The organism is Janthinobacterium sp. DSP2-3-3 (genome assembly GCF_049897325.1).
GTDB lineage: Bacteria > Pseudomonadota > Gammaproteobacteria > Burkholderiales > Burkholderiaceae_D > Janthinobacterium.
The window spans coordinates 146,489-172,250 of the sequence record NZ_JAFCWA010000008.1 but is presented as its reverse complement, the minus strand read 5'-3'; the positions used below and the strand labels follow the sequence as shown (position 1 = coordinate 172,250).

The window sequence follows — 25,762 nt, the reverse complement described above, 5'->3', positions numbered from 1 at the left end:
CTTGTGGGGCCGTTTGCATCCTAGAGTCATTGGCGTCGTTGCTCGGCAGTGGCTCCCCAACGGTATATCGGAGCGACGACGGAGGCACTGCGGACCGAAGGGAATCAAGCTTTCGGCGAAGCTTTGGCCCTTACTAAAGCGCACTGATGTCACAAACCCGAAAACATGACGATGTCGAACGAACCGCACCGTAGAGAGAGAACCTTGCACACTGCGATTCATGATGAGGTCGCAGCAACGGCAGCGGCCGACGGAAAAGTCGACGAGATACTACGGGCCGCACGCCAGGAGACCTGTCCTCTCTATCGCAACAGAGCAGTCTATCTGCGACGGTGATGATTTCATGGAGCAAATGCGACGAGCCGCAGTGATGACCATTGCGGAGCACCGTCGTGGTAACCTGAACAAGTATACTAGGGGGTGACAGCAATTCTGACCAAATATTCTGAAGGTTCGGGCGCACCCAGGAACGCACCGTAAGCCAGAGCGCGTAAAACGGCGTGCTATGCGAAAGCGAGAAGCTTTGCGAGCTAGCACATCTGGCCGTGCACACTGAATAAGTACATTTGACGTAGAAACACCAACCGGCTTACCCACTTACATGTTTAGACTGAAAATGTACACCGCCAAGAACGGCGATGCCTTCCTTGTTGACGCCGGCGGTACATACCTCCTCATTGATGCTGGCTTCGCGAGTACTTACCAAAACTTCATTGCTACGGACTTGGCGCAGCTTGCAAAGGGTGGAGGTCGGCTTGCCCTTGTCGTCTGCACGCACATCGACGCCGACCACATCGGCGGCCTTCTGGAGTTCTTCTCGCACAACGGCACTCCCGCCAAACGAGGCATTGAGGTCGACGCCGTCTGGCACAACAGCCTACGGTCGTTGCCTGCCCCGGCCGCAGAGCCTGACGGCTTTCATGACCGCATGGTTCTCGAAGCCATTCGGCGCCGTGGCTTTCAGAGGGCCCCGACATCTTCGCCGAACCCCATAAGCGCTCGACAAGGTAGTTCACTCGCCAAGCTCCTTCGAGAGTATGGCTACACCTGGAACTCGGGGAACTGCTCGACCTGCATCAGTGAAGGTGACACACTTTCTTTGCCAAATGATGTGACCATCCGCGTTATCGGGCCCACGACCGCCCGTCTCGAAGAACTGCGCAAGCTGTGGCTGAAAGAGCTCCGAAAGCTTGACTACAAGGGTTCATCTCAGCCCAGCGACCTCACTGACGATGCCTATGAGATGTGGTGCGCCAGCGTGCCGGCCCCTTCCTTTCCTCAGGCCACGCCCATAGCAGCCAACGCAAGTCGACGACTCGCAGAAGTCTACACGCCAGACACCTCCGCCTCCAACGGCAGCTCCATCACGTGCATCATCTCCACGGAAAACAAGCAAGTTCTCTTCCTAGGGGATGCTTGGGCTGAAGACGTCGTAGCAAAGCTGCGGTCGCTTCACGCACCGACTAAGCCCATCATCTTCGACGCCATTAAAGTCTCACACCATGGGAGCTTCCACAACACAAGCGTGGACCTTCTATCGGTTGCAGACTCGCCCTGCTTTCTCATCTCATCCGATGGGACCCACCATGGCCATCCAGACTTTGAGGTGCTAGCCGAAATCGTGGACCGACCGGCGCCATTCAAGAGGCACCTTTTTTTCAATTACGAAACTGCTGCGTCAAAGCAGCTTAAATCACATACATCGAAGTCCGGCACAGCCTTCAGCGTCCATGTAGCTGAGAACGACTGGATTCAAGTGAGAGAGAACTACTATGACTGAAGAGGAAATCAAGCAGGCCACGTGCCAAGTTATTGGCAAAGACGAATCAGGGACTGGGTGGCTCATTACGGCGGACTTCGTCCTCACGGCATATCACTGTGTCGAAACCGCAGTACGTGCTGGCGAGCCTGTCATTATTCGGTTTGGCGTTGGCTCATCTGCATCTGAGCACACGGTAGTCGTCGGCCCACATGACGAAGACCTTGATGTCTGCCTGCTGCAACTATCTACCCCGCTCAGCGTCGAGCCCATACCCATTGATTCCGATGGCCCGCGTCCGGGAGAGAAGTGGTTTGCATTTGGATACCCGGCGGTTAAGTTACAACTGGGTCATGTCGTCAGAGGTGAAGTTCAGCAAGTATTAGCCGAGCGGGTGCATGGCGTAGACCTAGACTTGTCTGTAGAGCCAGGAATACATCTGTCGAACTACCATGGACTCTCCGGCTCTGCGTTCATGGTGGGCGCCGTCTGCAAAGGTTTGCTACGACTCAACATAGATAATACCATCGGGGCATTGAGTTTCTCGATGCTGAAGCCTTTCCTTGAGGCGAATGACCTGCTACCTAACGAGTCTCCTGACAACGAAGACTCTGGACCAATCGGAGCACGGCCAGCCTTTGACGCACTCTTCGAGTCTGCCATCATCAAAAAGCGCAGTGGATACGCCTTTGTCGATGGCTCACACGGCGTCGGTAAATCTACGTATTGCCAACAATTTAGGCCAGAGACACCAAACCTGGAAAAGCTTGGCGTCTACCATTTTACTGAGCATTCCCGTGGCTCAACGCCAGCGCACCAAGCCCAACCAGAGGTTTTCTTCGACTGGATGAACTCCCTGCTCTCGGAAAAGGCGACAGGCAAGCCAGCTAGGTTAATGGAATTATCGTATAGCCAGCTCATTGAGAAGACCAACGAAGTACTGCAATCGTTGGCGAAACGCTGTGCAAAGGCAGGGCAGGTGGGTGTACTCTTCATCGATGGCATCAATGAGGCTGCTGGTGCAGGCGAAGATACCCTAAAACGATTCGTTAATCTGCTACCGCAAAAGATGCCTGAGAGCCTGGTAGTGGTCATCACCGGCGTCGGGATAGATTCGATTGCCAGCAGCCTAGGGGAAATTCTCCAGGGTGCCGAGCGCTTGACCCTCCCCAACCTGGACCGCGACACTCAATACGGGATTTGTGTCGAATTTCTTGACAAGGAAAAGGCCACTACGGAAATCGTGGGGGCCCTTTGCGACCGAGCGTTGGGACATCCGCTTTACCTTAGGTACTTGGCTGATTTAGTTAACAGCGGAGCCACTCAGGGTGACATTGCTGAGCTGCCCGTGTTCAGCGGCTCCATTGAGGACTATTACGAGACCATCTGGGTCAAGCTAGTACCCAACGCAGAAGTCGTCAATTTACTTGGCATTATTGCGCGCCTGCGTTGGGGCATCCCTGCCAATAATTTGACAGGCATGCTGACCTCTGCCGAATCGGGAGTGTTCCCTTCCACGCTCGTTCGCGTCCGGCATTTGCTTGCAAATCCCGAGAACACTGCGATATATCATCCGTCATTCTCAGAGTTCGTGGTTCACAAGACAGCAACCATCAGCGAATGGGTGCACGCGCGCCTCGAAGGCTTCTGCAGCGTAAGAGAAAGCGGCGACTATGGAGCTTTAAACAAGGTCTTCCACGGGCTGAGGGGCGGCCGGGAGTCCCGTCTGCGGGCTATCCAAGGCTGTCAGCAGGGGTGGGTTGACGACTCTGTGCTACTCGGCGCAGAGCCAGAGGTCCTGCTCGCGGATATTGAAGAGACCCTTGCTGCTGCTGCCGGTGTTGGAACAGCAACCGACATCATTCGCCTGCTGCTTCTCTCCCAGCGGCTTACCTTTCGGTACAACACTCTCTTCGTGCAGTCAGCAGAGCTCGTGGCTCTGGCGCTCATCTCACTCGGAAAAACTGATAGCGCCCTTCGGCACGTCGTCCGCAACGGTCGCCTCGTCGTCTCGGCGGATGAGGCTTTCGCCGTGGCAAATGCCTTGACGCAGCAGGGTAGCCCTGAGCAGGCTTTAGACGTTTTGGAGCTTGTTCAGCGTGAAGTAAATTCAGTCTTTGAAAAAATATACTCCGCCGACGGTGTCAGTACTCGAGAGCTGCTCAGTGCCGTGAACTGTCGACTGCATGCTTTTTCCCTTGCACGAGCCGCAGGTGCCGACCCATCGTTCAGCAGATTTCTTCGCGCCATTGTCGAAGGTATCCTGCACCACCCCGATAGTAACTTCACTCCAGGTGAGGGGGACGACGTACTTCGGCAGCTGACCGGTGAAATGATGGGGGCACGGCTATGCCTCGAAGGCACGTATTCACCTTTCCGAACCCTAAACGTACCGCCCGACGTTGACTTGCGTCACCAACTACTTATCTTCCTGCAGGCACTGACGCACGCCGAAATGCATTCAGAGCACTATGGAGTCGCACTCAAGCGCGAGACGGTTGACCTCATGCTCTCGGATATTGAAAGAGTCATCAGTGCACCTCTGCGTCCAGAGGACAGACGTTTCGTAATCACGGACGCCTTGATTGAAGCGGGCGCCGCTCCTTGCCTTATCGAGACATATTCCGCAGGCATGAATATGGGAGATGGGACACTGCCGTTCTACGAGAAAAATCGAGCGGCTCCTGACGAAGCCATCTTCGAAAGTGCGATGCTGAGCCTTCGAGCATCCTGGTTCCTTGAGAGCGGATATGCCGCGCCTTCCGTGCAAATGCCGACTAGCGGAAATTGGGAAGTATCGCTTGAGGACATCGCACGAGCCGTAGCATGGTGCGATGGAAAGGGCAGGAGGGCCACGGCGGCAAAAGACCCAGCTGGTTTGCAAGCCGTATGGTCGTTCCTGGCCGATGCACTTCTGCCTTGTTTCTCGTTCAAGCTTGAATCGCGTATCCACTGGGAGTCAAGTTACCTCATTCCCGAGACCCTGGTGCCGCAGTTATACCGACGTCTCGCCAAGCTGGTGCTTGACTGTTTTCCGACGAAAGCGATGGTCTTGCTCGACGCAATGGAGCGCGGGTTCGGCGTACAGCTTGGCCTGTACAACGAAGGATTTCGGAAGGTGCTCCAAGAAGTTCTGCGCCTCTTCATCGAGCGTGCCCCCGATGGAGCGAACACTAATCAGGTTTTCTCGCTCGTATTACTCTGGAGAGACTACGTCGCGGCGAACGTGGAGAACAGGTTTGAGCTCGTTCCAGAGCTTCTGCAAATTGTCCCACTATTGGCGAGGCTGGAAGCGCCCGAGGAAGCGCTTAGAACTTATAAATCGGTGCTATCGTTCTCGATGGGGCCAAGCTGGTACAAGGAAGACCAGTTGTCCATGATGGTCGGCACATTGGAGACGCTACCCGCAACTTCGCCCGTACAAGCTTCGTCGCTTGCCCAAATCGCTGGCCTATTGGAACGTGCCGCGGGCGAGATGACGTTCCAACGATTTATCCGTACCGACAAGGGAAATTTCATAGGACAACTCTGCCGTCGGTCGCTTTTCTTAGATGCCGTTAGATACTTCCAACATCAGAGTTGTGGCACCCTCGATGAGTTGTTCGCTCAGGCGACGAGCGGCAACCTCGACCGCGTTTCAACCCTTGTTGGCATGCGGTTTCCAGGAGCAGCGCTCGAGGAGCAGGCCGCTCTGCTCTCGCTACTACATCACACCCGTGAACAGGCGAACTGGCAGTTGCGTTGGGCACTACTGGAAGTGTACCAACATGGTGACGAGCGACACCTGACCGACTGGGGATGCGAGTACGCCGCCATCATCTCAGAGTTGGCAAATAATCCTGACGACCTAATACAAGTAAAGGCTCGGGTCCGTTCAATTGCAAACTCGTTAAACACTGAACGAGCCTGGTTGCTGTTACGAACCCTCGTCTCAAGCTTGCCGGCGGACCTTCGCCCCGACTTCGCTCGTCTCTTGGGTGAGGTGAGGTCCAAACTCGACGAAAGCCAAATTGAACAGTTGACATCGAGTTTCGGTCTCCGTGATGAGCAAGATGACGGCGACAAAACGCAAAGACTTGGAGCTGGTAACCAGGAGCCGAGCGATGACGTGACCGAGGAGGATGCCGAGGATGACCGCTTCTTTCTCCCTGGGACGTTTGGCAAGAGTTCAGCAGTAAGTGAAGCTCAGAATCAAATTGAGAGCGCGCGCAAACAGCTGAGTCGACGCAACTTCTCGGCGGCAACTCAAATGTGCATCGAGGCACTACAGACTCTGCAAGCGGCAGGATGGTCAGTCTGGTCGGACAATCATTCCGGCAGCGACGCCGACCGGCTCATCAACGCCCAAGTCAAGGACGCCGATGAGCTCGCCAGACTGTATGGACCACTGGCTATCGAGGAACGCCATACGCAACGCTGGGCGATTGCATCCCACCTTATATCTCTGGTTGGAAAAAAGGTTTGTGCAGACAAGCAAGCGGAACTGCTAGCGGTAGCCATCGACCACATCAGGCAAATCGTTGGCGACGCCTCACCGGCGCCGTTCGTATACATCGGTAATTCTGCGGCTGGTGATGCATCTGAGGCCCTACTTGAACTTTTGCTTTGGACACTAGACCATCCGGCTTGGGAACGCCGTGACAGCGGCGCGGCCATGGTGCTGTGGGCTGCCCGTGCGAACAGAGATTGGCTCCCAAAACTCGCCCGTCTCGCTATCTCGATGGAAAGGCGAAACCGGGCAGATATTGCTTCTGCAACGCTGGACATCCTCTCCCGTGAAGACTCTGAGGAATTGTGGCGAGGCATCGAGCCGCACATTGAACTTGCACCGGCTATCGAGCAGTGTCGGCATGTGGGCAGGCTCGCGACGTTTATGCGAATCGCTGAACGCGCGAGCAAACGTGGTGTCGATTCGGCCGCGACGGTCTTCAAGGCGCTGCAGAGGCGATTTCCAGAGGATTGCCCTATTTCCGCTCCCGCTCCAGACAAAGGACCGCCAAGTTTTGTGCCGCCGACGCTGCACAAGCTTTGGCGCGATTTGTCCCGACTAGGTGTTCTTACCGGAGACGCCCTTCAAGCGTTCGCGTCTCAGATGGACGACTCCTGTTTGCCACTGACCGTCGAAATGGCCTGTACGTTGGAATCGCTTGTCGCGGAGGGGGGACGAGAAGACGCGGGTCTCCCAACCGGTCGTTGGGCTTCAACCGTTCGCTATGCACTGAATACCGCACTCTTTCAGCCCATGCCTGTGACCAAGCTCAGGGATACTGAGGTCTTGCTCAGGGCTTACAACCCAGAGACGCTTCTGGAACCGGAGAACGGAAGAGACCTGTTAACAAACCTCGTGGCGTGCGTAGAAAACGGCTGGGAACGAAATTACCTGCCATCGTATGGGAATCTAGTCTTCCTGGATTTGCAATGCTTCCTGGAGAGGGAACGACGTACTATTTACGTGGAACTTACATCGCATCTGGTGCCTCCTGGGCAGCCACAGGCAGTACAGCCTACTGCACCTACCTTCAAGGTAACCGAGCTACCTAGGCCGGGGCCTGATGAACCCCTCGCTGTATGTGGCAGAGCCATGCCGACCATCGCGTACTTCGGTTCAGTTAGTCCGGCTATTCCAACGCCTCGATTTCTGCAGCTTTTGAGTATTCAGTCATCGAAAACTGTTCGGTACCATTGGAGAGATGGAGGTACTGTGACAAGTTTGGCTTCAAGTCGTCGACACGAGACCACATTACTTGCGATTGAGCGTGAAGCACTTGCATTACCTGAAGGTTGGGGAATGCAATGGATTCTGCGAATCAATGGTAAAGTCCAAGCGGTCCTTCACAAATTCTAGAGAGCAACAACTGAATGTTTACGCCTATGCACACGCCCTTAACTAGGGCCGAGTTTGAAGAGCGCATGAACTTTGCGCGGGAACAACTGAAAAACAAGAAGATGTATTTCGCCAAGGGCCTTCGAGGCCCGGATAGTTTGCTCAATGTGCGCCACCTTCCAAACCGCCGAATTGACCTTCTCAGTATCGACGAAATGGCACGGCTGACCGCAAACCAGTCCTATCAGATGCGCAATATGAACTTTGGCGGGACGCTCTTGGATAACAAGGGGCGATAAGTAGCTGCCTGTCGCCATAGTGCGGTCCTTCCGTTCAGTTCCGCACCCTTTTAATTTTCCGTTGCACTTCCGACCGAGTGGTGACCGAATGGAAGAGTATTCATCCGTAAGCGGTTGCCGCGAGCTAAACGAAAGCAGCCCTCGGGCGGCTTGTTTATTGCCACCTAGGCTCAGGCAACCCTCGTCTCCGGCATAGCAGTCTCGTTCAGCCACTTTTCGAAGGCCTTTTTGAAAGCACTCGGCATCCCGCACGGCCTTGGCAGCCAGCGCGATGTATCCACCGTAGCGCTTCACGACTGTGAGCTCAACCTGTGGGATTCCTTCTACTCTCGCCAGAGCATGCAGAACCGGGCCTGGAGCGACACGCAGCGGCCGGGCAAGTCGGCTTCTTTGGCGGTTCTCAGGAAACTGGCGATAGTCGACGCCGGCCGCCCGGTCGCTTCTAGCATCGCTTCGCCGCATGCCCTGCCAGCGCCACTTGAAAGACTCGGGTCTCCACTTTAGCGAGTACGTTCAGCTCAAAAAAGTTCGCGCTGCTTGAAAACAGGTGTTTTCGGTGCCGGCTCTCCACACATCAGGTCGGCCGGATACGGCTGAAGATATGTCCTCGCGCGTTCTGGGTCTTTGCAACCAAGCCACTCGTCGTATTCGCTGGGCGGAACAATGACTAACGAACGCTTCTCCTCGCCTGGTCGATGGAAGCGGCTCATGAAGGGATGGTCGTCGGCGTTAATGGTCAACTGGGTGAACGAAATTGCTTTCTTCCCATCCTCCTCGACCCATTCCCGGTAGAGGCCGGCGACGGCAAATGGTTCACCGGTGGCCATTCCAATAGACCATCGCACATGCGTTCGTTGTTCCCAGTTTGGCTCGAAGAAGCGGACCATTGGAACGAGGCAAAGTTGAGACTTGGCCCAAGCGGACTTGTACGTCCTCAGTTGGCCAACTGTCTCAGCACGGGCGTTCATCGTCGTGAGGCGTTGACCGGGTGGCATGTGCCGCTTGGGGACGAACCCATATGTGGCAGTCAGGCCTTTTCGATTGCCGGCTTCGTCATGAACGATGATTGGGCCAACGTTGTCCTGGTAGAGTTCATCACGCCAATCGTCGCTTTCCTCCATGGAAGTGCGGAAGAAGTCGAAGGCCAGTTGCCGTGAGACAGTTACGTAGTTGACGCACATGGCGCTCTCCGGGTTGAATGCAGATATTCGATTTTATCCAAGTATCTCGTCAGGAACTATCCATCTATGATGGCGCTCGTCTATTCCGGACTGGACCAGGCGACTACCACGAAGCATTTCGACAACCTATTGTCGTGCGGTACCGCGGAGCCGTTCCGACCGTCGGTTCCCTGCCAGCAGCAACCATTCATGTTGACGTGACAATGTGTGACTTTCCCCGCGTGGCAATTGGTTATCCTCATGGGCCGGGAGCGGCCATTAGCTGCCGTTGGCGTGAGAATCTGAATCCGCTTCAAGAAATTGATTATATGGAGTACGCAATGCGCGCCAAATTTTACTTCCTTTTGTGCCTAATGTTGTGCTTCTCACTGGCTTTCGCCGCACCAAGAGGTAGTGGCGCACCAGTCGCCGTCAGAGGGTATGTCAAAAAAGACGGAACCTATGTCCAGCCTCATATGCGGTCTGCTCCTGACGGTAACTTCTCCAACAACTGGAGCACGGTAGGCAACGTGAATCCGTACACAGGTGCCGCAGGTACGAAGACCACGCCGTCGAGCTCTTCTCCCGAATCCAATAGCGCTTCTGTGAGCCCGGTACCGGAAGCGCAATCAGGCATCAGTTTAGTGCCTGGCACATATTCCCCGAATGAAGAACCAATCTCTGGTAGTGCCTCGGCGGCCCAACCGGCAGGACATTCAAATAGTTCTAAACTGCCGCCCCATGCTAAGCTCAATTACGTAGGTAACGATTGGGAATGCGTGCGCGGATATTATCGGACTGCGCAGCAATGTGTCGCCGTTGCATTGCCCCCAAACACAAAACTGAACTACCTAGGCAACGGATGGGAATGTGTCCCTGGGTATCGCCAATCCGGTCAGGAATGTGTCGCGGTTAAGCTGCCTGCGAACGCGAAGCTGAACTACTTAGGCAATGGGTGGGAATGCCAGCGCGGTTATCGGCAGTCTGGGCAAGAATGTGTCATTGTTGGGTTGCCTATGAACGCGAAGCTGAACTACTTGGGCAATGGGTGGGAATGCCAGCATGGCTACCGGCAGAGTGTTGGAGAGTGTATCGCCGTTGCATTGCCCCCAAACACGAAGCTGAACTATCTAGGCAACGGATGGGAATGTGTCCGCGGATATCGCCAATCCGGTCAGGAATGTATCGCTGTAGAGTTGCCTGTGAACGCGAAATTAAACTACTTGGGCAATGGGTGGGAATGTCAGAGGGGCTACCGGCAGAGTGTTGGAGAGTGTGTCGCCGTACGCTAACTGGTGCAACATCTTTTTTTGTTCGTGACCAGCACCCAGTAGCATCCCTTTACCTCCTAACAACTTAGGCCTCATATGTTCCCGCGCATCCTGTACGTAGACGAAAAACGTTCCCTGGAGATGAATTGGTTCGGTTTGGGCGCGCTCCAAATGCGAACCCGACAGGGAAGTCTCCGGCGGGCCCAGCCTATTCAGAGGGCGCTATTTCTACGAGTGATTCAGGTCTTTGAGACCGCGGGCCAGCCTGTGCACCCATCAAATCCGAGATGCTCTATTTTAATGAAAGATTTTGCCGAGCTCTTGGAGCAGCCTATATCCAGTTTGACATGGCGAACAATGCTTGCGGCCGACCACACTGAAGTTGGCATGTCCTATGCGCAGGAATAGTTGTGCCAGGACTGATGGGCCGGTCGGGCGCCGCTAAGAGGTTTAGTGTCCACTTCGGAACGGAACCTGCCAATTACGGCAATCGGCCAAATGCAGAAGTTCGCTAAGTCAACTTTAACGTCGAATGTGGGCTGCTTGTGATGCGTGGACGACTGGACTCCCAGCGCCGGTTTTCCTAAGGGAGTTGCGTTCGGAGAATCTGACGAGTACTTGTGCCCCTTGAGCGGCTTTCGTCGCGTGGAATTACCTGTTCGACTACCAGAGAGAGCTTATGACGCGTATCCGCCGCATCGAAATTCAAAATTTCCGTTCGATACAGAAGTTCGACTGGAGACCATCCAACGGCGTGAACTGCCTTATCGGACCAGGGGACAGCGGCAAGTCGACCATCCTTGATGCTATCGACCTTTGCCTAGGAGCACGGAGGAGCGCCCCTTTCGGCGACACGGACTTTTTTGGCCTGGACGTAACTAGAACCATCATGATTGCGGTCACAATTGGTGCACTACCCGATGCGCTGAAAAATATCGACACCTACGGAGAGTTCCTTCGTGGGTTTGACTTCGGTACCGGGCTGACTGAAGACGAGCCGCGTGCAGGACTGGAAACAGTTCTGACGCTGAAGCTCGCGGTCAACGCCGACCTCGAACCGAGTTGGACGCTTCATTCCGACCGGGCCGCTCAGCAACAACTGGAGCGGTCTCTGGCCTGGAAGGACCGTAGCCTCCTAGCACCAGCCCGAATCGGAACCTATGCAAACACGAACCTTTCTTGGGCTAGGGGCTCGGTGCTGAACCGGCTCACGGAAGAGCGCGCTAATCTTGGCTCGGAACTCGCCGATGCGGCACGCGCCGCCCGGGCCACCTTCGGCGCACAAGCTGGCCCTCAGCTCGCTCAGACCCTGCAAGTGGTCACCCAGACAGCGACCGCTCTTGGCGTAGCTGTCGGTGCGAGCGCTCAAGCGCTACTTGATGCTCACTCGGTGTCGATTGGCGACGGTGCTATCGCCCTCCACAGCGAGACCGGCATTCCTTTGCGGTCGCTCGGTACCGGTTCGGGGCGACTCCTTGTAGCGGGTTTGCAGAGGGCCGCAGCGGCGGCTGCCACCGTCGCCCTGGTAGACGAAGTCGAATACGGACTTGAGCCTCACCGGCTAATGCGCCTGCTCGACTCACTCGGAGCGAAGGACGCGACCCAGCCGCTTCAGGTCTTTATGACAACCCATTCGCCAGTAACGCTCAGGGAACTCTCTGGCAACCAGCTTTTTGTCGTACGCCAGCGTGCGGGTATCCACACGGCCACATGTGCTGGTACCGACGACGGAATTCAGGGTACCTTGCGCAAATCGGCCGAGGCCTTCCTGGCCAAGTCTGTCATCGTCTGCGAAGGCGCTAGCGAGGTCGGATTCGCTCGCGGTATGGACCAGTGGTGGGTTCAATGCGGCGCGACATCATTTTTGGCCCATGGAGGCGCATACGTGGACGCAGGCGGAGGTAGCCCTGACCAATGCTTCACGCGAGGAGAAGCGTTTCTCAATTTGGGCTATCGCGTCCTCGTCTTCGTCGATGCAGACAAGCCGGTTTCAACTGTCGGACTCGTCGATAGATTCGTTGCGGCTGGCGGCCATTACCTTGCCTGGCGGCCAGGCTTGGCACTTGAGGATGAGCTCTTCCTCCATTCAAGCGATGACGCGGTAGATGCGCTGTTGAATAAGGCGGATGAGATGGTTGGCCGCGAGCTCATGGCTGAGCACATAAAGTCGAAGTCGAACGGCCAGACCACCTTGGACGCAATAGAGGTCGAACGGCTAATTGGGAGGTACACACCGGCTAGTAGAGCATTGCTCGGAGTTGCCGCCCGCAACAACAAGAACGGCTGGTTCAAGTCGGTGACAGGTTTCCAAGAAATCGCTAAGGATATCGTCGGCCCCAACATTGCGAATGCAGAGCCGGGCTTCATCGAAATCACGAATCAACTTGGGAGGTGGGCGAGTGCCGCAGCCTGAAATCGACATCTTTCAAGCGCGTCTGGGCTCAGTTACTGCCCCAGCCGGATGCGGCAAGACCCAACTCATCGCGGATGCGCTGAGTCAACATACGGGCAGCAAGCCAGTCTTGGTGTTAACGCACACCAACGCTGGAGTCACGGCGCTACGCGCCAGGCTCCAGCGTGGCGGCGTCCCGAGCTCGGCGTACAAAGTTTCGACCATCGACGGTTTCTCCATGCGGTTAGCGGCGAAGTTTCCGCTACGCGCTGGCCTGAACGCGCGCGTTCTCGAGCTAGCCAACCCGAACGCTGACTACGCAGTCATCCGAGTTGCAGTGCAAGGACTGCTGCAGGCCGGTCACATCAGTGACCCCATAGCCTCGACTTATTCGCGTTTGCTGGTGGATGAGTACCAAGATTGCAATGCCACACAGCATGCCATCATCTGTTCCATCGCGCAGACGCTGCCCACTTGCATTCTCGGTGACCCAATGCAGGCGATATTTGGCTTCCGCGACCCACTTGTCCACTGGGAACGTGAGGCTCAGACTGCGTTCCCGCCCATCGGCGCGCTGCAGACCCCTTGGCGATGGCGGCTGGCAGGCATGGATGAACTAGGCGCCTGGCTACTTCAAGCCCGAGTATCATTGCAGGCGGGTCAGCCTGTAGACCTGCGTGAAGCGCCAGATGGCGTCCAGTGGGTTCAACTAACCCAAGGCATGGAAATGCAGCAGCGACTCGTGGCCGCACGCACGGTGGCGCCAAACCGAGATGGCCGGGTTCTTGTAATTGGCGACTCCATGAATGTCAATGGTCGCCATCAACTCACCATGCAGACGCCGGGCGCTACCTCCGTCGAGGCGGTCGACCTGAAAGACCTATTGAACTTCGCGCGCCAGTTCGACTTAGCGAGTCCCAATGCGCTGCGGCTGCTGGCCGAGTTCGCCACTTCGTTGATGACCGAGGTGGGGACTGCAAACTTGCTCGCGCGGGTAGAAACAATACGAGGAGGCCGAGCTCGCACGCCCGCTACGCCTGCGGAAACCGCAGCAGTCACTTTCGTGACGACTCCCAACCACACGACCTCGATTGACCTACTCCAGTCGCTTGCAGACCAACGCGGTGCGCGTGTCTACCGCCCGGAAGTACTGCACTGCTGTATCTCAGCACTGAGAGCAGCTGGGGGAGAAGGCGGGTTTACTGGCGCGGCGATGCAGATGCGCGAGCGCAACCGCCATATGGGTCGGCCGCTGGGCCGGCGCGCCGTTGGCAGCACACTTTTACTGAAAGGGCTGGAGGCTGATGTTGCGGTCATTCTTGAGCCCGAGCGCATGACCGCGCAACACCTCTACGTGGCCCTCACGCGAGGCGCGAGGCGAGTCGTGGTTTGCTCGTTGACGCCTTTGCTAACTCCCGCCCCGGGCCGCTAGCGAAAGCTCATTCAACAACTGATGCATCCAGTGACGGTCGGGCCTCAACGAGCTGGATAAAAGCCGCCTGAGTGCGGCTTTCGTTAACTGGCGGCGGCTTGGTACGGATGTGGTCGGATTATCAACGCCATGTGCTGCTGGCACGAAGCAAGTCAGGGGGACGCGGATGGCGGCGCCGGCCATCCGACCAGTTCTGCGGTTCGGCGCATTACCCACTTGGCCTCTGGCTCGGATACCCAGCCCGTTGCAATCAGCCGCGGCAAATATTGGTCGAGAATCTCAGTCTCTGACATGTGCGAGCGTTTCCCGGCCTTGGAGTCAAGGGACGTTACGGCGAGTTGTTGCGCAAGGTCTTCGCAGTTGTTCCAGCGCTCGATTAGCTCCGGCGGCGAGCAGCCAGGGCTGTAGAAACGGCCTTGGTACCGATTCATTGAAAATTTAGGCTGGGCGCCTGAAACGGCCCCTAAGTTGCTTGGACGTGGGAAATCTAATGGCAGGGCGGCAAAGAGCGCCGCTTCCGATTCGTCTTGCGGCTCATCGCCGAGTTCAATATTCATAGTGCCTTTTGCGTCGATATTAGCCTCGCGCCATCATACTCCAGCGTCGAGTTGTCGGCCTAGAAGGCCGGCGATGAATATCCTCGAATGGTCATGCTGGGTACGGACTGTAAGCGTCTTGGTCTGACGCTGCGCAACCGTCCGCTGTCGTTTCTGCGCGCGACGCTGACTGAGCGGCGCTTCATTACAAGCGATGCGCTGGCTGGGTTCGCTGACCGTTAGCTCGCTCGCGCCTGCGGCATCGTCACCGTCCGGCAGCGCCCAAGTACAGCCACGGTGTGGTCTTTATCACGCTGGAAGATGAACACGGGACAGTCAACGTCATTTGTTGGCCAAGCCTCGTCGAGGAATACCGCCGGGAGCTTATGAGCGCTGAACTGTTGGGCGTCTACGGCATATGGCAATCTGACAGCTGTGTGAAGCACTTGGTCGCGAAGCGCCTGGTCGAACTAAGCCATTTACATGGTGAGATTCCGACAAAATCGAGGGATTTCCAGTAGAAAATTTAGCGCCGACGACGCAGCCGACTAACCAGCTTCGTGTAGGCTGGCTTTGGAGGATTTCGTTCTGCTCGGAGAATATTTTTAATATGGACCACTACTCTCCTTGCCGCATACACCTGCCCATTCACTCTCACGACACAGTCCATGTAGTGCTTGCCTGAATACCGGGTATGCTCACGCACAGTTAAAAGTCGCATGCCCATTTTCCGATGGCCAAGGTCTCCAATGCCATCTGCTTCATATCCGGCGTTACGTACAGTCCACTCGACCGTGGCGTAATCCGGGATAATGTGTTGATTCTTGATTCGGAATACTAACCAACAATTTTTCGCAACGCCGGGCACTTCGTTGTCATATATCACTTCAGGCTGTTTGCTATCTCCAACAAACACAGCTATCTCAATATCTGGAATCTGCATCACTGCTCTGCCAGACACTTCTTCCTGCATTTCCACCGCCGCTACGTCAGGAAGCGGCATAAGGAACGAAAAGGGCTGCGACCATATAAGCGCAGCAGCAGCCTCGTCGTTTGCGTCTATCGCTTGTTCAGCCGCGTCACGCAGGCCTTGCATATTACTTAGAAAGGCATCCCAAGCATCATCCGTCATGCGGTTCAGGTCTTCGTCCCTATCAACGGGGTTACGAACCTCTCTGACGGCGAACAGCCTGTTGTGGACGCGGGTGATGACGTCAACGAGCGCGTCGTCGTCATCCTTCAAGCCAAGTAGCCGTTCAAGCCATGCGGCCTGAAAAGCCTCCGTGACGACAACCGTAATGAGAATGGATGACGGGCGCGAGTCTGGCGTCTCTACAAAGGCGACCGCCGCCCAACCTTTCATATATCGGATTAGGCGCCGAAGTTGCTCACGTTCTGCGCCACTAGCTGCATCTCTGAACCATTTGTAAATTGGTTTGGGGTCACTCGATTCCCAGCCCTTAGCAAGGGTGGCTAAACGGCGCGTGTCAGTGGACCGGTCCAAGTGGTAGACGGGCGTATCGATATGAAATTGTCTCTTGAAAAGCGCACGCGAACAGCGTTCTTTCGCAGGTTCCTCTATTCGCTCCACATCTTCACATTCTTTTCCGTAGTCCGACAGCCGATTCTGCACCCAGGCGCGCAGTTGTTCTGGCGCCGGGTAGGCCTCCCCCACTTTCCCTACCCACTCAAAATAGATGCCGACATCAACGTCGTATTCCTCATGAAGATGAACGGGTTTTATAAGTGTTCCGTACTTGTAGGACCCTTGTAGCCAAGTAGAGATTGGGAAGCCTGAATCATCGCGTAGCTTCGGGCAGACGGCATCTCGCATCGTATTCCACTGCAATTGCAAGAACTCGCGTTGCGCCACACTAGGCGTCAGGCGATTTATTAACGAGTCTGGAGCGTTACCGCTAAAAAGTTGAGCTGCTTTACCCATATTCAGTCTCTAATAATCTTTAAGTAAGGAGCGTGCTTTAAAAAAGGCGTCAAGGTTGTGTTGAGTGTGTCGGACACAGCTTTCCTCGCCAAGCTAATGAGCGTGGCCCGTGCTCCGTCGGTCGCGACATCAAGCCCTAACTCTTCAGCCTGCTCATGCGATGGTTCTCGGTCTATTCGAACATACCGCGAACCCAAGCGGTGGGCCATAAGCTGTCCTACAAATTGCTGCTGCGCCGATATCATTACTGAAACCAAACGTGTGTCCTTCATCCAGCTACCAATACCGAACTGTCGGCCTGCAGAATGCGCGACCGAATAAGACTTCGTCGTCGTCCCGATGCTCAGTAGATGGAATGAAGCCGGCGACACGCCAAAGTAATGTTCGGCCTCGTGCAATGCAATCTGGTCCGGCGCATTTGCAAACAGGCCACCATCGGCATATCGGTCTCCTCCGATTTCAGCAAGTTCAAAGAAGGTTGGTGCCGCAGCGGTAGCAAGCGCAACATCAACTGCAGCGAAATTGCTGTCACGTTGCCACTCAATTTTGTGACGCGTCTTGAATACTTGTGGGCTTCCTTGAGTAAGGTTCACCGCAGGAATAGCAACCGGATGAATTGCGTCACCGAAAAGAGTGCCACGAGGAATGAGCTGCTCGATAGCATCTCGTAACGGAGCAGTTGAGTAGCGGGGCTTACCGAGGTGCCTAATCAAGTCTAATTTGTGCGCGAGCGCTCCGTGCGGCGCGCGTCGCTCTGGAGGAAAAATACTCGGCCCGCAAGAAGTAAAAACCTCGACAACTTTGGACATAGGGACTTCAAAGGCGGCGGCAATCGCGACTATCCCGCCAATTGAAGTTCCACAGATAAGGTCAAAATGACGCCCTATTGGTCCGCCAGTGGCTTCCTCGATACTTGCCAACGCCTGGGCGGTGAAGAGCCCACGGAAACCGCCACCTGTAAGTGCCAGTGCATGGAACTCTCGCTCTGCAGGCCACGCCGAAACATTTTCGTCCATCTGACCACTTTCTAATTAAACATGACAAATATACCACATTTAGTTGCATTAAAGAAAAAACAATTATGAAATGGAATTTAACATCGCACCTGAACGTTACTCACACCTCCGAACAATCGGGCGTAAAATTCTCTGGCTATTGGAAACGGAAGAATAGGCAGGTGCGTCTACTACATCACAGTGTCTCGGCAAATTTCATTCGACTGGTTCTGCACGCCTATCGAAGTAGACGACGAATGGCACGATGAAATCTACAAAGACCGTTTAGCAAGGTGGGTTCCCCCTCGCATTCAATGAAAATTCCGCGACTTGGTATCCAGCTCTCCAAGCATGTGGCTCAGGTCCACAAGCCTCTTTGCAACCAGATGCCGTACGTTGCGCTCACACTGCCACACACCGTAGACGCCAAGTAGCTTGGCACCCATCAGCTCCCTGCGCTGCTGCTCCACCAGGTTGGGCCAGCAAATGACGTTCACCGTACCGGATTCATCTTCAATGGTCACGAATATCACGCCCTTGGCAGTCTCCGGTCGCTGGCGAACCGTGACGATGCCGCAACCGCGGGCCAATCGACCATTGTCAAACTGGTTCAAGATTTCTGCGGGGAGGAACTTCATTGCAGCGAGTCGCGGGCGCAGGAGTGCAAGCGGGTGGCGTCCCAGTGTCAGTCCCAGGTGCCTGTAGTCGGCCACGATATTTTCGGCTTCACTCGGCGCGTCCATCTCGACCGGCTCTTCAATGACCGTGGCGGACCGCAGGAGACCTTTATCGGGCACGCTGGCCACTGCCTCCCACAGTGCCTGGCGGCGATTGCCTGAGAGCGACTCGAGGGCATTGGCGCTCGCCAGGGCATTGAGGTGGCCGGCATTCAGATTTGCGCGTGCCGCCAGGTCGGACGTGTTTTCGAACGGCTCAATGGCGCGCGCCTCCTCAATGCGCCAGGCCGCCTCCTGTTCGAGGCCCTTGATGTTGTTGAGGCCCAGGCGTACAGCCGGCGGCGAACCGTCGGAAATGGGTTCGAGCTGGGCATCCCAGTTGCTAACGGACACATCGACAGGGCGCACCACGACGCCGTGACGGCAGGCATCCTGTACGAGGGAGGAACGCGAGTAGAACCCCATTGGCTGACTGTTCAGCAGTGCGGTCAGGAACGCTGCTGGCTCATGGCACTTCAGCCAACTCGATGCATACGCCAGGAGCGCAAAAGAGGCGGCATGAGACTCGGGGAAACCGTACTCGGCGAACCCTCTGATTTGGCCGATGATTGATGTCGCGAACTCGGTGGTGTACCCACGTTCCGCCATGCCGTGCATGAGTTTGTATTCAAACTGCTCGAGACCGCCTTTGCGCTTCCATGCCGCCATCGCCCTGCGCAAGGCGTCAGCTTCACCAGGTGAAAATCCAGCAGCAACCATAGCGATTTGCATGACCTGTTCCTGGAAAATCGGGATGCCCAAGGTGCGTTCGAGGGCCGATTCTATTTCAGGGCTCGGGTACGACACCGGGTCGATACCCTGCCGCCGACGAAGAAACGGATGAATCATCCCGCCCTGAATTGGCCCTGGACGAATGATGGCGACCTCAATGACCAGGTCGTAAAACGTGCGGGGCTGAAGCCGCGGCAGCATCGACATCTGCGCGCGCGACTCGATTTGGAATACGCCTACCGTGTCGGCCTGGCAAATCATCTCGTATGTGGCAGGGTCTTCAGCCGGAACGTCGCCGAGTTCGAACCGCGCTCCACGCTGCTCAGATACAAGGTCAAGTGCGCGCCGGATGCACGACAGCATCCCGAGTGCGAGCACGTCCACCTTGAGAAGGCCGACGGCATCGATGTCGTCCTTGTCCCACTGGATAATGCTACGTTCCGCCATCGCAGCGTTTTCGATAGGCACCAGCCTGGACAACTTGGTGTGGGAGATGACGAACCCGCCCGGATGCTGTGAGAGGTGGCGCGGGAAACGCATTAACCTGTCGGCCAACTCCGCCCACTTCTCAGCGATGGGTGAGTTTGGGTCGAAGCCGCACGAGACCAGGCGCTCTTGAAGGTCCGATTTCCCACCCCAACCGTGGGAGGCCTTCGCGACCTTATCTACGACCGAGAGGTCAACGCCCAGGGCCTTTCCGACATCGCGTAGCACGCTGCGCGGTCGATACGAAATGACTACGGCTGTAAGGGCGGCACGCATCCGACCGTATTTCTTGTAAATGTACTGAATGACCTCTTCGCGCCGCTGGTGCTCGAAATCGATATCGATGTCAGGCGGCTCGTTTCTCTCCTTTGAGATGAACCGTTCAAACAATAACGTGCCGCGCGATGGGTCGACTTCCGTGACGCCCAGACAGTAGCATACAGCCGAATTTGCGGCCGAGCCACGGCCCTGACAGAGAATGTGCTGCGACCTGGCGAACCGCACGATATCGAAGACCGTTAGAAAATACGATTCGTACTGGAGTTCGGCGATGATGCCTAGCTCGCGTTCCAGTAGCGCCTGGACGTTCTCTGGGATACCTGCCGGGAAACGCCAGTGCGCGCCAATGTATGCCTCTCTGCGAAGGTACGACGTCGCCGTTTCGCCGTCAGGAACCAATTCTTGCGGATATTCATATCGCAGCTCATCGAGTGAGAATTCACAAAGCTGCGCGACCCGGACCGATTCGTCGAGCGCTTCCCGCGAGTAGAGGTTACCCAGGCGTACTCGGGAACGCAGATGTTGCTCAGCGTTTGGCGCCAGCCGGTACCCGCATTGTGCGACCGGTATGCCATGGCGGATTGCAGTCATCGTGTCTTGAAGGGGCTTGTATGAACGGACGTGCATGCAGACATCACCGGTTGCGACGACGGGCATCCCGAATTCCTCGGATATACCGGACACCAGTGCCCGATGCTTTTCGTCCTGGGCGCGGTGGTGCAAGGTGAGTGCGATGCGGGCGCGACCAGGTACACATTGAATCAGCCACGCAGCTTGGCGTTCCACCTCATCATAGCTGGCGTTGTATTTCGGCACGAGAATGAACTGACAATCTGGCAGGCTCCGCAAATGCACCAGGTCACCAACCGGCGAGGCGATATCGTGGGGCCGGACTAGGTAGGAACCTTTTTCAGTACGAGTCCGCGCGACGGTAATCAGTTCGCTGAGGTTCCCGTATCCATTTCTATTCGTCGCCAGGATGATGAGAGCGAAAGGAGAACTTCCATCCTCGGGAGTCACCGTCATTTGACTGCCGATGACCAGATGGATTCCGAACTCCTTGGCGGCGATGTGGGCCTTGACGACGCCGGCCAAAGTGCATTCATCCGTAATCGCGATGGAGGCGTATCCAAGTTTTGCGGCGCGTGCGACCAGTTGTTCAGGAGCCGAAGCGCCTCGCAAGAAAGTGTAGTGGCTGAATACCTGAAGCTCGGCATAGTCGGGTAGTACTGGGGCCGGCAAGGGTAGGGAAGTGGTGTTCATGGCTCAGGCGTATAGACCGTGCAGATACCAGCGGGCCTCCTTCGTTCGTTCGAGATAGACCCAGTAGCAGGACGCGTCGGTGCCCTGCGCAATGAAATAGTCGCGCGCCGCCGTTTTGTCGTTCCACCATCCGGCCTCGAGACGCTCCGGACCTTGAATAATTTTCAACGGGCTCCCGTAGAACGGCCGCTCGCCACGCATCAACAGTGGAATCGGTTTTGGCAGGAGCCAGAACGGGCGTCCTTCCAGGACTTCATCGCCATCCAATTTGCGATATTTTTCCGTAAGTGGCACCCATTCGTTGCAGACCTCGGGCCGGTAGTCCTGCATTGCGGCCGGCGTCAGTACGTTCTCAGCTCCGAGGCGTGCGGTAAGCAACTCCAGCAGCCGGTGGAAATCTTGGGGCGACCCACCGGGCTCTGGGAACAAGGACTCATTCGGCGGAAGCATCGGTTCGATTTTCTTGGCGTCGAGCCGCAATGCGATGACGGGCGCGATGAGCTCAACCTTGCCAAGGCGCTCCTTGAGTAATCGCACCAAGTGGGCCTCGTGCCAGGCTGGCTCCGCAAGCGCGATTTCGAGTTCAGTCGGAGTCATCGCCGCACGCCCGCGCTCATGCTCCAAAACGATAGTGAAAACACGAACCGCCTGTTGGAGCGACGTCAGCCAACCCACGAGTTGGAGGATAAGTCGTGTCGCGCCATGCAGCAGTGCATCAGCATGTTCGATACGGTCAAAGGTCTCAACCCGTTCTGAGAACGTCAACGGTACCTTAATCCACTCGAACATCTCCGGCGCCTGGCCATAAGCTCGGTCGAGGTCCGCAAGCAGGTCTTTGCTAGTGCGTCGAAGCAGGCCTGTGCGTGGCAGACGTTGCAATGCGCCGAGGTTCTTGGCTCCAATGCCGGCCAGCCATTCGTCGTATGCCGCGGCGCCAGGCAGCAATCCGCACGGCAGTCTGTCGAGCATGCGTTCCAGCGATTTCATAGTCAACGCGCGCCGGCGGAACACGGTACCTTTGCGGCGAAAACTCCTGGCAAGCAGCCACGCTCCTTGCGCGGTAGGCGCTGCCCCAAGGCGCGCGGTGAAACCCAGCGCAGCAATACTGCGAGCTATGGCCCCGCAGATGGCATGCGGCCCTTTGAACAAACGCAGGCTGGCGCTCACATCCATCAGGATAGAGAAGTCGTCTTGAAGCGTTACCTCTGGGGTGTACTGCAACAGAGCCATAGCGATGGCATCCAGCGCCAAGGCCTCCTTTTCGAGACTGCGCTCAAGTATCACCGTATCAGGTGCGATGGCCGATACGCCGCCAATGCGCATCCCCAAGCGCACGCCGCTGTGCGCGGCATCGGGCGATATCGCCGTGACCTGCTCCTGATGCATTACTGCATACGCACCTGGCTCAGACCAGGATGGCCGCAGCGTTTCTAATGGCAGTAGTGGAAGGTACACGCTTAACAGTAATTTCATGGTCTACATCCAGATGCTGACGACCAGCGGGCATGTCCGCAAGCGGTATAAAAAAAGGGTTCTCACAATGAGGCCCCCGACGTTTGATAATGTCGACCGATACACCGCCAAAAGCTGGCCGAAGCGCGATTCGAAGCGGTGATGGCGACGAGTCGACACTGCTGGAAAGCGGCCGTATCAGCCATAGCCATGTATCTGTGCTTTGGGCTGCCAGGTTCAACCGCCTCAAGGATTCTGAGCGGACGTTCGACTGCCAAAGCACGACGGCCCCGCACGAGCCGTTTTTCAAGATTTGTTCCGCAGACCAAAGCGCATCGGCCGAACTGCTCGGCCGAAGCCAAAGCAAGTTGCGGTCAACAAGCCCCCAGGACTTGCACGTCATGGCGTGCGGTAGATATGGTGGCTGAATCAATGCGATGCGTTGCGTAGTTGCTAACTTGGCGAGAGCGGGTTTGAGCAACTGCATCTCGCCGATGCCCGCCTGTTGAAGCAGTACCTCTACCAAAGCGGACCTAGGCCATCCTCCATTTGGCAGTTCCGCATCCAAAGCCGCGTGACCGGTCGTGCAGGTCGTCGACCTGGACAGAGCGAGTTCGCTCGCACGCCATACATCCTGTAGGGGCAGTTGCAACAGCTCGCGAGCGGAATCGCTTTGGATGAGGGGTGGGCACAGCATTGAATTTGGTCACGTGGTTAGGGTTGGAAGATTTCTTACAAAAAAATACTGTATATGCGTACAGTATAATTCATGAGGCGAAAAAAGACAGTCCTGATTTAAATTCCTAAAAAGTACCGCTGTCTAAGTGAAATTGTCTTGTGGTGATGAAACGCCATTTTCCAATGCGGATTGTCGGTCACCCACGTCGCCGACAACAAGGTTCTCGCTATAGACCAGTCACGGCTGGAGCAGACGTTCCGGCGACGCTTTGATGCGTGGCAGTTGAAGTATCCGAGGAAGTACGGAACTATCGACCGCAACGAAGGCAACAACATCTTCTACCTCACGATGGAGCAGCTGGATGGACAAATCTCTCAACGCATTTCCCATCTGAAGAGCGAATCGTAGCGTTACGTAGCGTTAGATACCGCTGGTGAGCATTTCTAAGGTCCCATCTGTCTACGTTAGCACCGATTTTTGTTACCTTCGGTCAGTACCCGTCCGTCATAGGTAAAACAGTGTTGGTAACAGTTACCATGTAGTATGAGCGGATGCGGCATGAACGCCGTGCGCACTACCCTGATGGCCAGCGACCTGCCCGACAACCTGGCGCGCCTGCGCAGCGCCATCGAAGCGGAAGTGCCCGTCGGTTTCGAGCAGCACGAATGGAGCCGTGTGCAAGTTTCGCGCCAGGTGCGGGCCGTGCGGCCCCTCGGCGACCGCCTGGCGCACATTGTCGAACGTCACCGCGGCATCGCCAAGATGCTGCGCCAGTTCGAGCGCACGTGGATCTGCCAGGCGGGCACCCTGGGCGGCGGCAACCACTTCATTGAAATTTGCCTCGACGAGGAACAGCGCGTGTGGGTCATGCTGCATTCTGGTTCTCGCGGTATCGGCAACGTGATCGGCCGCTATTTCATCGCCGCCGCGCAGAAGGATATGCGGCGCCACCAGTTGCAGTTGCCGGACGCGGACCTGGCGTATGTCAGCGAAGGCTCCACGGTGTTCGACGATTACGTGGAAGCGGTGGACTGGGCGCAGGATTACGCGCTGCTCAACCGCAGCGAAATGATGCGTCGCGTGCTCGACGTACTGGCCCGGCATGCGCCGCCGTTCCGTCTGGACGGGGAGGCCATCAACTGCCACCACAACTACATCGCGCGCGAAACGCATGGCAATGAAGAGTTGTATGTGACGCGCAAGGGCGCCATTTCGGCGCGGCAGGGCGAGCTGGGCATCATCCCCGGCAGCATGGGGGCGCGCAGCTTCATCGTGCGCGGCAAGGGCAACCCGGAGTCGTTCTGTTCCTGCTCGCACGGGGCGGGGCGCAGCATGAGCCGCAGCGAGGCGAAGCGCCGCTTCAACCGCTTCGACCTGGCCGAACAAACGGCGGGCATCGAGTGCCGCAAGGATGGTGGCGTGGTCGACGAAATCCCGGCCGCGTATAAAGATATCGACGCCGTCATGGCGCATCAGAGCGATCTGGTGGAAGTGGTGCATACCTTGCGCCAGGTCGTTTGCATCAAGGGCTGAGAGGAGAAGACATGAAGATCAAGCTCAAGCTCAAGCCTGTATCCAAGCCGCGCAACCCGCTGGTGGCGGCCGCCAGGCTGCGCGGCGGCGCCGGCGCGCACCAGTCGGAGGCATCGCCACGGGCGGCGCGCCGGGCCGGCAAGCACCGCCTGCAGCAATGGCTGGCGGGCCGCCTCAAACCTGATGATTAGCGGGCCGGCAGTTCGACGATGAAGTTCGGGTTGAACTGGGGATTTTGCGGCGTGCCGCTACGCGTCCTGTAGCCGCAAGGGTTAGCTACGACGCGGCACTGGCCGATCAGGTAGTCGCGCGAGATGTGGAGGTGGCCGTGCACCCACAGGTCCGCCTGCGCGGCCAGATCGTCTAGGCGCGAGGCATAGGCGGGCGAACATCCGTCGCTGCCATACGCATCATCGACCGACAGCAGCGACGGCGCCATGTGGCTGATGACGACTGTCGCGCCCTCGAAGGGCTGCGCCAGTTCGCGCGTCAGCCAGGCTTTTTGCTGTGCGTGGAACATGGCCGTGTCGGCCGCGCGCAATTTGCGAAAGCCCATGTTGGCCAGGCGAATGCGTTTGTAGTCGTTCATGACGGCTTCCGCGTCGCGCATGGCCGCTTGCCGCGTGTCGTCGCCCAGCAGGCGGAAATCCGTCCACAGCGTGGCGCCCAGGAAGCGCACGGCGTTGCCTGCCTGGTCGGTGATGACGTGGCTATCGGCGTCGAGAAAATGCACGTTGGCCGTGGCGGCGCAGGCGCTGCGCAGCTCCTGGCGCACCTTGTCCAGATGGTGGCCATAGCCTTCGTGATTGCCATGCACGTACAGCACCGGCAGTCCCGCAAACGTGCTGGCGGCCCAGGCGACGGCGCGGGTACCCGTGTCGATGTCGCCGGCCAGGATCACGGCGTCGGGACAGCTGAGCGCAAGATCGCCTTGCGGCGCTGCGTCGCGCCATAATTCATGATGCAAGTCCGATAAAATCAATAAACGCATGCGGTATCCAGGCGATTCGAG

Annotated in this window: 17 protein-coding genes; 9 read left to right on the top strand and 8 right to left on the bottom strand. The window is 56.8% G+C overall.

Annotation, left to right across the window (positions count from 1 at the left end; all coding sequences use genetic code 11):
• The first annotated feature begins 616 nt into the window (after positions 1-616).
• The 3 genes from avs1a to avs1c are packed head-to-tail and all read left to right on the top strand — an operon-like array spanning position 617 to position 7,882.
• On the top strand, positions 617-1,780 hold the full coding sequence (gene avs1a, locus ACP7DE_RS17430; RefSeq protein ID WP_426073293.1) for an AVAST type 1 anti-phage system MBL fold metallo-hydrolase Avs1a: 1,164 nt from the start codon (positions 617-619) through the stop codon (positions 1,778-1,780).
• Positions 1,773-7,604, top strand: coding sequence for an AVAST type 1 anti-phage system protease Avs1b (avs1b, locus tag ACP7DE_RS17425; RefSeq protein ID WP_426073292.1), 5,832 nt, complete (start codon positions 1,773-1,775; stop codon positions 7,602-7,604). Before avs1a ends, avs1b begins: the two co-directional genes overlap by 8 nt.
• 14 nt (positions 7,605-7,618) lie before the next feature.
• Positions 7,619-7,882: an AVAST type 1 anti-phage system protein Avs1c gene (gene avs1c / locus ACP7DE_RS17420; RefSeq protein ID WP_426073291.1), complete on the top strand. Its 264-nt coding sequence runs from the start codon at positions 7,619-7,621 to the stop codon at positions 7,880-7,882.
• 518 nt (positions 7,883-8,400) lie between these two features.
• On the opposite strand, the gene ACP7DE_RS17415 is transcribed toward avs1c, so the two are convergent.
• Positions 8,401-9,063: an SOS response-associated peptidase gene (locus ACP7DE_RS17415; protein WP_426073289.1), complete on the bottom strand. Its 663-nt coding sequence runs from the start codon at positions 9,061-9,063 to the stop codon at positions 8,401-8,403.
• Positions 9,064-10,992: 1,929 nt separating this feature from the next.
• Here ACP7DE_RS17415 and ACP7DE_RS17410 point away from each other — a divergent pair.
• Together ACP7DE_RS17410 and ACP7DE_RS17405 are read left to right on the top strand one after the other, a co-directional pair.
• Positions 10,993-12,726, top strand: a complete 1,734-nt coding sequence (locus ACP7DE_RS17410) for an ATP-dependent nuclease (RefSeq protein ID WP_426073288.1) — start codon at positions 10,993-10,995, stop codon at positions 12,724-12,726.
• Positions 12,713-14,137: a UvrD-helicase domain-containing protein gene (locus tag ACP7DE_RS17405; protein WP_426073287.1), complete on the top strand. Its 1,425-nt coding sequence runs from the start codon at positions 12,713-12,715 to the stop codon at positions 14,135-14,137. Before ACP7DE_RS17410 ends, ACP7DE_RS17405 begins: the two co-directional genes overlap by 14 nt.
• A 152-nt stretch (positions 14,138-14,289) precedes the next feature.
• Here the strand turns inward: ACP7DE_RS17405 and ACP7DE_RS17400 are convergent, their stop codons facing one another.
• Positions 14,290-14,694: a hypothetical protein gene (locus tag ACP7DE_RS17400; RefSeq protein ID WP_426073286.1), complete on the bottom strand. Its 405-nt coding sequence runs from the start codon at positions 14,692-14,694 to the stop codon at positions 14,290-14,292.
• 278 nt (positions 14,695-14,972) lie between these two features.
• Here ACP7DE_RS17400 and ACP7DE_RS17395 point away from each other — a divergent pair, with 278 nt between their 5' ends.
• The gene (locus ACP7DE_RS17395; RefSeq protein ID WP_426073285.1) at positions 14,973-15,194 is read left to right on the top strand and encodes an OB-fold nucleic acid binding domain-containing protein; all 222 of its coding nucleotides are present in this window, start codon (positions 14,973-14,975) and stop codon (positions 15,192-15,194) included.
• A 5-nt stretch (positions 15,195-15,199) separates the two neighbouring features.
• On the opposite strand, the gene ACP7DE_RS17390 is transcribed toward ACP7DE_RS17395, so the two are convergent.
• The 5 genes from ACP7DE_RS17390 to imuA all read right to left on the bottom strand — a co-directional run bounded on the left by ACP7DE_RS17390 (position 15,200) and on the right by imuA (position 23,235).
• Positions 15,200-16,615: a cyclic GMP-AMP synthase DncV-like nucleotidyltransferase gene (locus ACP7DE_RS17390; RefSeq protein WP_426073284.1), complete on the bottom strand. Its 1,416-nt coding sequence runs from the start codon at positions 16,613-16,615 to the stop codon at positions 15,200-15,202.
• 2 nt (positions 16,616-16,617) lie between these two features.
• Positions 16,618-17,631, bottom strand: coding sequence for a CBASS cGAMP-activated phospholipase (locus ACP7DE_RS17385; protein ID WP_426073283.1), 1,014 nt, complete (start codon positions 17,629-17,631; stop codon positions 16,618-16,620).
• 290 nt (positions 17,632-17,921) lie between these two features.
• Positions 17,922-21,086: an error-prone DNA polymerase gene (locus ACP7DE_RS17380; protein ID WP_426073282.1), complete on the bottom strand. Its 3,165-nt coding sequence runs from the start codon at positions 21,084-21,086 to the stop codon at positions 17,922-17,924.
• 3 nt (positions 21,087-21,089) lie between these two features.
• A complete protein-coding gene (locus ACP7DE_RS17375; protein ID WP_426073281.1) occupies positions 21,090-22,559 on the bottom strand; it encodes a Y-family DNA polymerase in 1,470 nt (489 codons plus the stop codon).
• Positions 22,492-23,235 (bottom strand): translesion DNA synthesis-associated protein ImuA, encoded by a 744-nt coding sequence (imuA, locus tag ACP7DE_RS17370; protein ID WP_426073280.1) that lies wholly within the window; start codon positions 23,233-23,235, stop codon positions 22,492-22,494. Before imuA ends, ACP7DE_RS17375 begins: the two co-directional genes overlap by 68 nt.
• A 171-nt stretch (positions 23,236-23,406) precedes the next feature.
• Between imuA and ACP7DE_RS17365 the strand changes: the two genes are divergently transcribed.
• The 3 genes from ACP7DE_RS17365 (at position 23,407) to ACP7DE_RS17355 (ending at position 24,941) form a co-directional block, all read left to right on the top strand.
• Positions 23,407-23,625: a hypothetical protein gene (locus tag ACP7DE_RS17365; protein ID WP_426073279.1), complete on the top strand. Its 219-nt coding sequence runs from the start codon at positions 23,407-23,409 to the stop codon at positions 23,623-23,625.
• A gap of 150 nt (positions 23,626-23,775) precedes the next feature.
• Positions 23,776-24,750: an RtcB family protein gene (locus ACP7DE_RS17360; protein WP_426073278.1), complete on the top strand. Its 975-nt coding sequence runs from the start codon at positions 23,776-23,778 to the stop codon at positions 24,748-24,750.
• A gap of 11 nt (positions 24,751-24,761) precedes the next feature.
• Entirely contained in the window at positions 24,762-24,941 is a 180-nt protein-coding gene (locus ACP7DE_RS17355; RefSeq protein WP_426073277.1) for a hypothetical protein, read from the top strand.
• On the opposite strand, the gene ACP7DE_RS17350 is transcribed toward ACP7DE_RS17355, so the two are convergent.
• A complete protein-coding gene (locus ACP7DE_RS17350) occupies positions 24,938-25,741 on the bottom strand; it encodes a metallophosphoesterase family protein (protein WP_426073276.1) in 804 nt (267 codons plus the stop codon). The two genes, ACP7DE_RS17355 and ACP7DE_RS17350, sit on opposite strands and share 4 nt — an antisense overlap.
• Between the last annotated feature and the right edge of the window lie 21 nt (positions 25,742-25,762).